Here is a 12,730-nt window from a genome sequence, read left to right as displayed (position 1 = left end):
TTATATTTCGAATAAGTTTACTGAAATGGATGTGGAAATGTTGATTTTATTTATTGGTTTACTTTTATTTTTAGCAACACCAGTCATATTTATTTATTCTATATTTAGACCTCAAAAATTAAATATTCATACTAAGAAAAGTACTGACGGTAAATGGAGCCGTAAGCAGTCTATTGTCTTTTTTATATTGATGTTTATTGCATCTGTTGTTCTGATAGTTGTTGGAGCCACATCAGACTCAGCTGAAAATTTTACTGAAAATAATAAAGCTGAAGAAGCTATAGTAACCAAAGCGAAAGCAGAAGCGAAAGCAGAAGCGAAAGCAGAAGCAGAAGCAGAAGCAGAAGCAGAAGCAGAAGCAGAAGCAGAAGCAGAAGCAGAAGCAGAAGCAGAAGCAGAAGCAGAGAATAATAAAGAAAAAGCTCAAATAAAAGAACAGAATAAAACTCTTGGTATAACGCCTGATGAGTTTGGCAAACGTTTTATGGCTCAAGCTAAAAAACTAGGCTTAGGTGACTATACTTGGGATAGATTGGATATTAAAGAAGGTGCAGTCAATGATACTTTCACCATTAAAATTAGTGATGCACTTGTATTGAGTGGTGGTGTTGATAAAAACGGTGAATTAAGAAGCCTTACCTACATAATGGGTAAAACAGATAAAGGTGATGAGGCTGCTATGGATATGATATTGCTAGGCGGAATTACTGCTAGAGTACTTAATCCAGATTTGCCAAAAGAACAAACGTCTGCAGTAGTTGGAGATTTAATGATTAGTGCTGCTAATAAATTTGCAAAAACTGGTGAAGCATCAGAAAGTGAGATAGTAGGTGATGTAAAATACGGTGTTATAGCATCTAAAGCACTTGGTTTATGGCTGTATTTTGAACCAGTAGCATAAATAGACTTTTCTTATTAACCCATAACATAGGGCTGCACTTGAAGTGCAGCCTTTTTTTATTAAAAATAATTTATGTTATATTATAACAATAGCAATTAGAGGTTATACATGCCAGCACTTGCTACAACTCACAGCTTAAATAACTATCCTAGACTTAGCATAACTAGCTATCGTGACCAGTTGAGGCAGACAGACAAAGCAAACAAGATTGACGTTAATTATAAATACCGCAATCAGTCTTATAGCTACTCTATTAACCTAACAAAGACAGCATGCAATTATGGCAATTACCGTTACTGGTGGCTATGCCCAAACTGCAGCAAGCGAGTATCAGTATTATATTGCGCTGGTGCTTACGTCTGCAGACATTGCATAGGGGCGAATTATGGTAGTCAGCTACAGCAACCTATTGACCGTCTATTCAGTCGTGCTGAGGCAATCAGGCAGCGTTTAGGGTGGTAAGCAGGGATAGCACATGGCAACCAAGGCAGACCCAAGCATATGCACTTTACGACCTACTATAAGCTAGTGACAGAGCATAACAACCTAGTACAAAAGATATGCGGTGCAACCATGCAGATGATTGAGAACAACAAAGGCAGGGCAAGCTATGAGCGATAGAACACGCGATTTTATTACACTAGATAGCATACTTGATGAAATAGAGCAGGTACGGCAAATGGCGTTGAATGATGACGATTATAAAACAGCGTTATCATGCACCATGAGCAAATCAAAACTGCTAGGCGGTGGGTTAGGATTAGAACGTAGGCAAAAAGACAGAAACGACCCACTAATGAAAATACTATCCATGTGATTAAGAGCAGCAAACAGACAAGATATGATAGAAAAAACCAAACTTGCCTAATGATTTAGATAACCCACGAAAAATAATTATGCCTACCACTGCAAATACTCATAGCCTGAGTGACTACAAACAAATCAGCATAAACAGTTTTCATGACTACATACGCACAAGCCAGCCTGATCGCTTAGCGTTTAGCTACAGCCACCGTGATAAGTCATATAGTTATAATGTTGAGCTGCTAAAGACACAATGCAATTATGGCGGTTATCGGTATTGGTTCGCTTGTCCTGAGTGTAGCAGGCGTGTAGGTATGCTTTATTGTGCAGGGCTTTACGTCTGCAGGCATTGTATAGGAGCTAACTATCAGACACAGCTAATGCAGCCATGGCAACGACCAGACGCACGCATACAAGCGATAAGAAAGCGTTTAGGGTGGCGTTATAGTATGTACCAACCCAAACCCAAAGGTATGCACAGAGCTACCCATAAACGGCTATTCATGGAATATATAGAAATAGAGGATAGTTATATCAGTAGAATAGAAATGATTGATAAGTTAGTGAAAGCAAAAAGCCATAGCTAAACTTTTAATTATGCGGACGTATAAAAATTACTTAGGCAGCGGTCACCGCTTACTTATTCATGAACAATTAAACCGCCCTAGGGCTACCAGCAAGTATAGGTAGCTATAGAAATGGCTACCAAACTGGCTACCATATAGCATGGTATTTAAGAAAACTACATTACAAACAACAACTTACGCATAAAAAAAAGCCTCACTGTTAAGTGAGGCTTTTTAGGTATTTGGAGCGGGAAAAGAGATTCGAACTCTCGACCCCAACCTTGGCAAGGTTATGCTCTACCACTGAGCTATTCCCGCTGAATCATCGTTTAAGTAACATCAGATGATGAAGGCGTATTATACGCAGTTTTTTTGGTCTGTCAATAACCATAATCAAAAAAATCAAAATTTAGCAAAATAGGCATGTCATCATGCTATGAATGTATGATATAACAGATTTTTATAATATGTATTCCAAAATCTTTATGTTTTATAAATAAGCTAGATATACAACTTTATAATTGTCTCCAACCATTTGAATAACCATTATGACTTACACAGATAATTCTTAAGGATAAGAGCTATGAGCCAACAATACACCATCGCTGACTATTTGTTTGATCGCATTGCTGAAGCAGGGGCGACCGAGATATTTGGCGTACCAGGTGATTTTAATTTAACCTTTTTAGACAATATTATCGATTCTGATAAATTGCGTTGGGTAGGCAATACTAACGAGCTTAATGCAGGCTACGCAGCTGACGGCTATGCACGTGAGCGTGGGTTTGCAGCCATGGTGACGACTTTTGGTGTAGGGGAGCTATCGGCAATCAATGCCACTGCAGGCTCCTATGCTGAGTATGCGCCTGTATTGCATGTCGTCGGCGCGCCTAGTACCGCTCTGCAAGACTCTAAGCGTCGCATCCACCATACGCTTGGTGATGGCGTGTTTAACCACTTTATTAAGATGGTAGAGCCAGTAACGGTAGCACGTGCGCAGCTTACCGCTGAAAATGCTGCTTCCGAGATTGATAGAGTCATTCGTGTGACCCTCAAAAAACATCGCCCAGGCTACTTGTTGCTATCGCCAGATGTCGCACGTCAGCCCATTTATCCACCTTCTACTAAGCTTGTCGATAGTGCAGAGAATATAACCAGCCAAGCAGCATTGGTCGATTTTAAGAAAGCGCTGATAGAGTTTTTACCGAATAAGACTACCACTTTAATGGCAGATTTGATGGTGCATCGCTTGGGACTACAAGACCAGCTCAAAGCATTAATTGCTGATACTGAAATTCCTTATACGACTTTATCATGGGGTAAAACCCTTCTAGATGAACAAAGCGAGCGCTGGGCAGGCACTTATGCAGGTGTGGCATCACGTCCAGTAGTGAAAGATGCAGTAGAAAACTGTGAATGCCTAATTAAAATTGGAGTGCAGTATACCGATACGACGACGGCAGGATTCAGCCAAGATATCGATGAAAAAGTCGTTGTTGACTTGCATTATGAGCGTGCGACTATTAGCGGTCAAAACTTTGCTCCTATCGCATTAGAAGATGCCTTGAAGGCGTTGCATGAAGTAATGACTTCGGGTATCAATATTGTACCTAAGCCTTTTTGTAAAGAGATCAAGCCGCATGAGCAGCATGGCACTGATGAAGAAGCTATTCGTCAGGATGACTTGTGGCATGTCATCGCAGATCATTTAGACCATAATAATCTAGTGTTTGCTGACCAAGGAACCGCTTACTTTGGTATCAGTGATGTGCGTCTGCCAGAGGGCGTGACCTGCTACGGTCAGCCAATGTGGGGTTCAATCGGCTATACCTTGCCAGCAAGTTTAGGTGCTGCCATTGCATCGCCTGATAAGCGTAGTGTCTTACTCATTGGTGATGGCTCAGCATTATTGACCATTCAAGAAATAGCAGTGATGATTCAAGAGCGTATCAATCCAGTTATTGTGTTGGTTAACAATGACGGCTATACCGTTGAGCGCGCAATTCATGGTGAAAATCAACGCTACAATGATATTCCTAAGTGCAACTGGCACTTAATGCCGCAGGCTTTTGGTGCTGATGAGCATAATAGCTTGGTACTCAAAGCAGAAACGATGGGAGAATTAAAATCTGCTCTCAAGACAGCCGCAGCAACGACAGATAAAATGGTATTTTTAGAGGTGATGACTGACAAGCATGATATTCCGCCTTTGTTAGCAGATATCAGCGCGGCGCTTAAGCCAAAGGCAGACTAAGTTTAATTAGCTTTTGAGCAACTGGGCTTAATAGATGTCAGCAATCCCGTTTAGTATGGTTACTAAATGGGATTGTTTTTTTAAGCCGCTAAGCTTTTTCATTATTTTAAAACACCGCAATACCATCTTAGAAAAATAGAAGATAGTAATTACATTCAAAGGAGATTTTAATATGACACGTGAAGTGATTAATCCAAGCTCTATGTATGACAGTTTGCAATATGGCTTTTCTCACGCCGTTAAATCACAGGGGAAAACAGATATCCACTGTGCAGGGCAATTGGCATGGGATGAAAGCGGAAACTTAGTCGGCGCTGACGACTTGGCCAAACAGACACAGCAAGTATTTAAGAATCTGACAACGGTACTGCGTGAAGCCGGGGCGAGACCAGCGGATGTGGTGAGAATGAGAACGTATGTAGTGAACTTGAAGCCGCAAGATTTAGAAGTTATCGGTCATGCCATTGCTGAATTTTATGGAGATGTATTACCTGCAGCCAATACATTAATTGGCGTTCAATCTCTTGCACAACCGGATTTACTGATTGAGATTGAAGTTACTGCTACTATTGAATAGATAACTATGGACAACTCAGTAATTTAAAAATACTAAATAACCATTATTCATGAATAAGCTCCTTTCATATACTAATGTTGAAGGGGGCTTGTTAACTTTTGATCAATTATTATGCAAACTCACAACTATTTACTTAAAAATGAAATTTCACTAGAGCACTAGGTACGCTCTGATTCACTCCATCAACACCAAATTTGTTTTTCCAATAGCTGTATTCCATACCGACTTCGATGCGATTATCAATACCAAGCACTTTTTGCAAGTTGTACTTAATCTGCGGATTAATATGCAACTGGTTTGCCTTATCATCGTTATTAAAAGAATAATCAACATAGCCGTCAACGACGAAGTTATTCTTCTCCCAACCATAAGTCAAAGTAATCTGTTGATCATCAGCGTCACTGAAAGTGTCATCGTTAAAAGCATGATATAACGTAGCTGAAGCATACTTCATACCATCAATCGGTATATTTAAATCAGTACCAATACCAACTAAGAAGTTATCTTGCTCAAAACCGCTACTATTCGAGCCGAACTCATAAGTACCAGCTAAGTTTATCTGCTTAATAAAGCCATTATTGTAGTCTGAAATCTTGAACTTTGGAGACAGCTCGCCATAGATATCTTTGGCTCGACTACCTTCAGCATTACTGACGCCTTGCAAACGATCAACGAAGAAGAATATGCCACCCCAACTATGAGCGGACGCATGCTCTAAGGTAACTGTCGTCAGCTCTCCATCTTCTGCTAGTTCATAATCAGTACCGTAAAGTACAGAAACGCTCGTATCAGTAAAAAAAGTCTTAGCTTGAGCAGAGGTTAGACTGCCTAAAGCACCGATAGTAGCTGCTGCTATAAACAATGGTTTTAGATAGTAGAGCCTGTTTTTAGCTGAATGGATATGAGTTGTTGCTATTAAGTTTAAACGCACAGTATTACTCCCTTAAGTACAGTCGTTAATTTCCCTTAAAAGCGCAATTATAGGACCATGCAAAGTCCGGTTTTAACATTCTGTCCAAACGCGCTGTTATATCTAAGGAAAGACAATTTTTAACATAGTTGACCATTTGGTCAGGATTTATATTACTATAAAGAAATTAAAATAAGTAGTATTAATTACTCAGGAATTAACGAGAGAGTTTTAAAGATGTTAAGTATTTATGAATGCCATCTTACTGTGGGAATGGTGGCTGACTCTTTTTTATTGCAGGGCTTATATATCTGACCATGATTTGTGGTATAACAATAATTTGTAATGTTCGAAACGTGAAGAACTCTGTGTCTGTTCTAAGTTATTTTGAAAACTGACTACTAAAAGTTGGATATAAAAAAAGGCTTACAATTTAATGTAAGCCTTTTATGCCTTAAAGAGTGCAGTTTTACTATCGACTATATTTCATTTACATACACATAGTAGTTAGGCATATTCTAAAATCAACTGGTTATATACCAATGATAAGCTTCAATAATTCTTAGTCAGCTTTCATTCAGATATTGCAGTTAAATCTCTCGTCTAAATATAGCAGTTAAATACAGCATCTAGATATAGTAGGCTTGGATTTTTGCTGCACAATCACGTAGTATTGGTAAAAACTGTTCGATTAATACGTCATGAGAGATACGAAGTGCATTGGTACTAATATTAATAGCGCCAATAAGTTCATTATTTGCTTTATAGACTGGCAGTGCCAGCGATAGCAGACCTGTATCCAACTCTTGATTTACAACGACGTACTGCTGATCTTTAGCTTCTTTGAGCGCCTGACTAAGCTGATTACGATCAGTAATACTGTATGGCGTATGAGCGCATAGTTCAACGTTATTAATATAATCTTTAAGCGGTTCGTCAGGAAGGCTGGCAAGAATCGCACGACCCATAGAGGTATAAGCTGCAGGTAGTCTCGTGCCAATCGCTAAGGTAATAGACATCAAGCGATGTTCAGCCGCAGAGCGGGCGATATATACCACTTCATCATCATCTAATACTGCAAACGAGCAAGATTCACCTGTTTTTTCAGTGACGCGTTCTAAATAAAACTGAATAATATCGTGATGGTGGACGCCACTTAAATAACTGGCGCCAAGGCTTAGCGTTTTCGGGGTCAAACTAAACTGACGCTTACTTTTATGAACGTAACCGAGGGCATGCAAGGTTAATAAATAACGTCTAGCCTTTGCTCTATCTATCTTGGCGCGCTCGGCTACTTCGCTCAACGTCATACTAGAGTGGTTTTCATCAAAAGTCAGTAATACGCTCATCCCTGCCGCAAGCGATGCAACAAAATCTGGACTATCTACAGGTATTTTCTCATCTTGTTCTTTATACATGCTATTCAATGATTACCAAAATTAGAGATTCTAAATGAAAATTACTCAATTAATCAATCAGCCATTTATGCATTCTGATATTGCAAAACGCTTTTCTGATCGTTTGTTTGTGCAGGCCATGTTGGATTTTGAACTGGCCATCATAGAGGTCAGAGAATATCATAGCCTCATTCCAGCAGGCATTCTACAGCAAACTAAAGAAGCGTTAGCGATAGATTTGTTTGATATTGATGATATTGAGGCACAAACCTACCTTGGTGGCAACGCGGCTATTCCTTTTATCGCCCAAGCCAAAGCCTTATTACCTCAAGAAATAAAACCGTATTTCCATCAGACTGTGACTAGTCAAGATGTTATTGATACAGCGATGATGATGATGCTTAAGCCAGCTCTAAAACGTATCAATGACGATTTGCTGGATGTGCTACAAGCTTGCGCTATATTAATTGAGAGTCATCGTACAACACCGATGGCAGGTAGAACATTGTTGCAACAAGCTTTACCGATTACTTTTGGAGTAAAGGCCTCGCAATGGGCAGCATCGCTAATCGCTGTTATGCAAAATTTAACGCAATTAGAGCATTCTCGCTTTTATTTACAATGGGGTGGTCCTGTTGGAGTTAGTAATGAAGAGAATGAACGTTATGAGTTGTCTCAGCAGGTGGCGACATTACTCGGACTATCGTTGCCATTGCTGCCTTGGCATACGAATAGACAACCTATTCACGCGCTCGCTTCTGGATTGGATGCTTGTGCTGGCGCTATGGAAAATATCGTTGAAGATATAGCCTTGATGTGTCAGTCTGAATTGGGAGAGTTGGCTGAACCTACTATTGAAGGGATGGGCGGCTCATCATCGATGCCGCATAAACGTAACCCTGTGTTGTGTGCTTTAATTAAGACCGCTACGTTAAGAATGCACGGGCATCTAAGTGTGATTAGCAACACAACCGCTCAGCCTTTTGAGCGTGCGTTGGGCCAGTGGCATGCGAGCTGGATGCCTTTAATGGAAGGCGTCGCTTTGGTCGCTGGTGCCGCAGATTATCTAAAGACTTTATTACAAGGGTTGCAAGTGTATCCCGAGCGCATGGCGGCCAATCTTGATTTAAATAGTGATGCGTATCTCGTTGAACCTTTAAAACGTCATTTTCTAGACCGTCAAGAGCGAATCTATCCTTTAATAGAACAAGCTAGCCAGCAAGCACATAGAGAGCATAAAGGCTTTGTGCAAACTTTCTTTGAGATAACAACAGAGTTTGAGTTCACAACAGAGTTATTGGTAGATGATAGCGATAATGACTCAAATGAGCTTGCAATACTTCTATCTCCTTTGACTTATTGCGGTGCAGCAGATAGACAATGTCAGCTCACACTACGAGCAATCGAAACAATAATTTCAAATTCATTAAGCATAAACAGATAACCAGATTGACAGAAGCCTAGAAAAGGGTTACGTTAATTCACTATACGAACAAGAATTCTTATATAGAACAAATTATAAGGATTTTATTAGGATTATTTTTGACCATCAAAAAAAGGAATTTATGATGAAGAAAACCCTCCCTACTAGTATGGCGTTTAGTATGGCATTGGCAGCCTTAATTGGTTTTACTGGCTGCTCACAATCAAACGATACCGCTAATGATGCGGCTAACGGCGATGCTGCAAGTTCTAAAGAGACGACGACATTACGTTTCGCGCATTTTTGGCCAGCAACTTCAGCGACGCATACCGATGTTTTTGAGCCTTGGGCAAAAAAGGTTGAAGAAGAGTCAAATGGACGATTGAAAGTTGAAATCTTTCCTTCTGCAACACTCACCAAGGCTGATGCTGCCTATGACGCAGCTGCTAAAGGCACTGTCGATATCGGATCTCAACTTCAAGGTTATACCAACGGCCGCTTCCCATTAACTCAAATCACAGAGCTTCCCGGTCTCTCCAATTCAGCCACTCAAATGAACTGCATGCTCCAGACATTGTATGATGATGGGGTGATTTCGAGCGAATATGAAGATACGCATTTGCTATTTATGATGGGTACTGGTCCTGGAGGCATTCATACTATTGATAAGCCTATTCGTAAACCAGAGGATTTAAAAGGTTTACGTATTCGTCGTCCTTCAGCCATCGCGGGTGACATTATTGAAGCGGCAGGAGGAACGCCTGTCGGCTTACCAGCTCCTGATCTTTATACTTCGCTGCAACGCGGTGTACTGGACGGCTTAAGTCTGCCATGGGATGCGACTGGCTCATTTAAACTTATCGAGCTTGTAAACACCCATACCAATATGCCTTTTTATAGTTCCGCTATTATGGTTACTATGAATAAAGACAAGTATGAAAGCCTGCCTGATGATCTCAAAAAAATCATCGATGACAATTCTGGTAAGGAAATGGCTGCTATTGCCGGTGAAGTGTTTGACGGTGAGGACGCCAAATTTATGGCTGAGGCAAAAGCCAAAGGCGACATTATGATAGACATTCCTGATCCATTGAATGATCCTGCATGGAAAGCACCGTTAGAAGCAGGGACGCAAAAGTACTTAAAAGACACTGAAGCGCTGGGATTGGATGCTCAAACAGTCTATCAAAAAGCAAAAGAAGCCAGTGCGGCTTGTCAGTCTTAATTTGTACGCTAACATTGCCTCTTACAGATGATATGTTTTGTGATTTATAAATATTGTGATTTCAATTTTGAACTATGCTAATTATATAGTTAATGGTAATGATTTCTAATTTATCTACAAGGAAGAGATAAAGATGTTTATTAAAATTAAAAGAAGCGCCATCCCTTTATCTGTAGTAATGGCATTGAGTATGTCAGGTTGCTCCAATCAATCTGAGCAGGATGTCGATACTAATTCAGCCGCAAAAGATGTAACGACGCAGGAAGTTACGACACTAAGGTTCTCACACTTTTGGCCATCTACAGCAGCTTTGCATACCGATGTGTTTGAGCCTTGGGCAAAAAAGATTGAAGCCGACTCAGACGGCAGAATTAAAGTTGAGATTTACCCCTCAGCCACTCTAAGTAAACCTGATATCACTTATGATTCGACTGCTAAGGGTACTGTTGATATAGGGGCGCAAGTTCAGGGCTATATCAGTGGCCGTTTTCCATTGACTGAGATTACCCAGCTACCCGGTCTTTCAAGCTCAGGTGCTCAATTAAGCTGTATGCTACAAACCTTGTATAACGATGATGTGATAGCAAGTGAGTATGAGGATACCCATCCGCTATTTATGATGGCTTCAGGACCTGGCGTTTTTCATACTATCGATAAGCCTATTAGCAAGCCAGAAGATCTCAAAGGCATGCGTATTCGCCGCCCGTTAGAGATAGCGGCTAATATTATCGAAGCGGCAGGAGGTACCCCTGTTGGTATGCCAGCATCTGATCAATATACTTCCTTGCAACGCGGTGTAATAGATGGAGTGAGCACGCCTTGGGATGCGGCAGGCGCCTTTAAGTTAGCGGAATTGACTAATACGCATACGACCATGCCTTTATACAGCTCAGCATTATTAGTGACCATGAATAAAGATAAGTATGAGAGCTTGCCTGATGATCTCAAAAAAGTCATCGATGACAACTCAGGTATGGATATGGCAAAGATTGCTGGCGGTTTATTCGATAGTGAAGATGTTAGAGTTAAAGCTGAGTCCAAAGCTCGCGGCGATACGATGATAGAGATTCCTGACCCATTAAATGACCCTGCTTGGAGCGGTATACTTAAGACAGAAATTGAAAAATATCTTAATGATGTGGAAGCGCTTGGATTAGATGCACAAGGCGTTTATAAAAAAGCCCAAGAAGCTGGCGTTGCTTGTAAATCTTAGCTTATAGATAGATGTTGCACCAGAGTAAACTGTGCATATTAGATAATAAGTGCTAAGTAATCATACTTTTAATTTATCTACAAGGAAGAGATAAATATGTCTATCAGAGTTAAAGCGAGTGTTCTGCCATTATTAATAACAGTAGCAATGGGCATGTCAGCTTGTTCCCAGTCTGGACAAACTGAGCAACCTGAACAAGTTACGAATACGAAATCTTCAGCAGCGGATGCTACGATTTTACGATTCTCACATTTTTGGCCAGCAACTTCTGCCATGCAGACTGAAGTGTTTGAGCCATGGGCTAAAAAGCTTGAGACAGAGTCAAATGGTCTGCTAAAAGTTGAGATTTATCCTTCAGCCACCTTAAGTAAGCCCGATGTGACTTACGATTCTGCTGCTAAAGGTACTATTGATATCGGAGCACAAGCTCACGGATATACTGCTGGACGTTTTCCATTAACTCAAATCGCAGAATTACCAGGCTTATCCAATTCAGCTGTGCAAATGAGCTGTATGCTACAAACTCTGTATGATAATGGCACTATTGCTAGCGAATACGAAGATACTCATCTATTGTTTTTGATGGGTGCAGGCCCTTCGGCTCTACATACCGTTGATAAAGTTATTCGCGTGCCAGAAGATATGAAAGGGATGCGTATACGCCGTCCTTCAGCAATTGCAGGGGATATTATTGAAGCTTCCGGCGGCTCTCCAGTAGGCTTGCCTGCTCCTGATATTTATACATCGTTGCAGCGAGGAGTGATTGATGGGCTAAGCTTCCCTTGGCAGCCTACTGGTGATTTTAGAATTACAGAACTAACCAATGCCCATACTAATATCCCATTTTACAACTCAGCATTATTAGTCACGATGAATAAAGATAGGTATGAAGCTTTGTCTGATGATTTGAAGAAAGTAATCGATGACAACTCAGGTAGAGTCATGGCGGACATTGCAGGCGAGATGACCGATAGAGAAGACTCTAAATTTATGGAAGAGGCTCGTGCAAAAGGAGATGTGATGGTCGATATACCTGACCCACTTAACGATCCTGATTGGAAAGGCCCTTTGACAGAGGGTACACAGAAGTATCTTAGTGACGTTAGAGCTTTAGGTTTAGATGCTGATAGTGTCTATGAAAAGGTCAAAGTCGCCAGTGCTGCCTGTAAAGTGTAGTTTTTATAAAGAATAGGTTTTTATAAATGCATAGGTTTTACAAATGCGTAGGTCATTTAGAAAAACCTGCTCTAAAGATATATAGTCGATACTAAATAAATTGGATACGTTATTTAATAACGCGAAACTGGCATAAATTTTCCTTGCTTGCTGTGCCTACGCAGACAGAGGCTGCGCAAAATTTATCTCATTAGCGTTGTATTTGTTTATCGCGAATCAACTATGTTAATTTTAGAATTGGTAAATTTATTAAATTAACGTTTTCAGTTTTCAGTTGATGTAGT

General features: G+C 40.4%; 10 protein-coding genes and 1 tRNA gene. 8 read left to right on the top strand and 3 right to left on the bottom strand.

Annotated features, from left to right (window positions below; translation table 11 throughout):
• Both ACTQ9S_RS09005 and ACTQ9S_RS09000 read left to right on the top strand, forming a co-directional pair.
• A partial coding sequence (locus tag ACTQ9S_RS09005; protein ID WP_440454738.1) for a hypothetical protein occupies positions 1-901 on the top strand: 901 nt, incomplete at its 5' end.
• A 610-nt stretch (positions 902-1,511) separates the two neighbouring features.
• A complete protein-coding gene (locus tag ACTQ9S_RS09000; protein ID WP_440454737.1) occupies positions 1,512-1,718 on the top strand; it encodes a hypothetical protein in 207 nt (68 codons plus the stop codon).
• A gap of 796 nt (positions 1,719-2,514) precedes the next feature.
• Here the strand turns inward: ACTQ9S_RS09000 and ACTQ9S_RS08995 are convergent.
• Positions 2,515-2,589, bottom strand: a tRNA-Gly gene (locus tag ACTQ9S_RS08995).
• Between the two features lie 265 nt (positions 2,590-2,854).
• Here ACTQ9S_RS08995 and ACTQ9S_RS08990 point away from each other — a divergent pair.
• Together ACTQ9S_RS08990 and ACTQ9S_RS08985 are read left to right on the top strand one after the other, a co-directional pair.
• Positions 2,855-4,525: an alpha-keto acid decarboxylase family protein gene (locus ACTQ9S_RS08990; RefSeq protein ID WP_440454736.1), complete on the top strand. Its 1,671-nt coding sequence runs from the start codon at positions 2,855-2,857 to the stop codon at positions 4,523-4,525.
• 172 nt (positions 4,526-4,697) lie between these two features.
• The gene (locus ACTQ9S_RS08985; RefSeq protein ID WP_440454735.1) at positions 4,698-5,102 is read left to right on the top strand and encodes a RidA family protein; all 405 of its coding nucleotides are present in this window, start codon (positions 4,698-4,700) and stop codon (positions 5,100-5,102) included.
• A gap of 133 nt (positions 5,103-5,235) precedes the next feature.
• Here the strand turns inward: ACTQ9S_RS08985 and ACTQ9S_RS08980 are convergent, their stop codons facing one another.
• Positions 5,236-6,033, bottom strand: coding sequence for a DUF5020 family protein (locus tag ACTQ9S_RS08980; protein WP_440454734.1), 798 nt, complete (start codon positions 6,031-6,033; stop codon positions 5,236-5,238).
• Between the two features lie 608 nt (positions 6,034-6,641).
• Complete coding sequence (locus ACTQ9S_RS08975) at positions 6,642-7,430, bottom strand: IclR family transcriptional regulator domain-containing protein (RefSeq protein ID WP_440454733.1); 789 nt, start codon at positions 7,428-7,430, stop codon at positions 6,642-6,644.
• Between the two features lie 34 nt (positions 7,431-7,464).
• Here ACTQ9S_RS08975 and ACTQ9S_RS08970 point away from each other — a divergent pair, with 34 nt between their 5' ends.
• From ACTQ9S_RS08970 to ACTQ9S_RS08955, 4 genes are all read left to right on the top strand, one after another.
• Positions 7,465-8,853, top strand: a complete 1,389-nt coding sequence (locus ACTQ9S_RS08970; protein WP_440454732.1) for a lyase family protein — start codon at positions 7,465-7,467, stop codon at positions 8,851-8,853.
• A gap of 121 nt (positions 8,854-8,974) precedes the next feature.
• A complete protein-coding gene (locus ACTQ9S_RS08965; protein WP_440454731.1) occupies positions 8,975-10,057 on the top strand; it encodes a TRAP transporter substrate-binding protein in 1,083 nt (360 codons plus the stop codon).
• A 133-nt stretch (positions 10,058-10,190) separates the two neighbouring features.
• Positions 10,191-11,270 (top strand): TRAP transporter substrate-binding protein, encoded by a 1,080-nt coding sequence (locus tag ACTQ9S_RS08960; RefSeq protein WP_350656894.1) that lies wholly within the window; start codon positions 10,191-10,193, stop codon positions 11,268-11,270.
• Between the two features lie 96 nt (positions 11,271-11,366).
• A complete protein-coding gene (locus ACTQ9S_RS08955) occupies positions 11,367-12,446 on the top strand; it encodes a TRAP transporter substrate-binding protein (RefSeq protein ID WP_440454730.1) in 1,080 nt (359 codons plus the stop codon).
• Positions 12,447-12,730: the final 284 nt, after the last annotated feature.

The organism is Psychrobacter sp. ASPA161_9 (assembly GCF_051970275.1).
Classification (GTDB): domain Bacteria; phylum Pseudomonadota; class Gammaproteobacteria; order Pseudomonadales; family Moraxellaceae; genus Psychrobacter.
The sequence above is the reverse complement of the archived record's forward strand: the minus strand, read 5'-3'. Positions and strand labels throughout refer to the sequence as shown.

Coding starts and splice junctions, on each gene's coding strand:
- ACTQ9S_RS09000 (WP_440454737.1), top strand. CDS start 1,512: ATGAGCGATAGAACACGCGATTTTATTACACTAGATAGCATACTTGAT.
- ACTQ9S_RS08990 (WP_440454736.1), top strand. CDS start 2,855: ATGAGCCAACAATACACCATCGCTGACTATTTGTTTGATCGCATTGCT.
- ACTQ9S_RS08985 (WP_440454735.1), top strand. CDS start 4,698: ATGACACGTGAAGTGATTAATCCAAGCTCTATGTATGACAGTTTGCAA.
- ACTQ9S_RS08975 (WP_440454733.1), bottom strand. CDS start 7,430: ATGTATAAAGAACAAGATGAGAAAATACCTGTAGATAGTCCAGATTTT.
- ACTQ9S_RS08970 (WP_440454732.1), top strand. CDS start 7,465: ATGAAAATTACTCAATTAATCAATCAGCCATTTATGCATTCTGATATT.
- ACTQ9S_RS08965 (WP_440454731.1), top strand. CDS start 8,975: ATGATGAAGAAAACCCTCCCTACTAGTATGGCGTTTAGTATGGCATTG.
- ACTQ9S_RS08960 (WP_350656894.1), top strand. CDS start 10,191: ATGTTTATTAAAATTAAAAGAAGCGCCATCCCTTTATCTGTAGTAATG.
- ACTQ9S_RS08955 (WP_440454730.1), top strand. CDS start 11,367: ATGTCTATCAGAGTTAAAGCGAGTGTTCTGCCATTATTAATAACAGTA.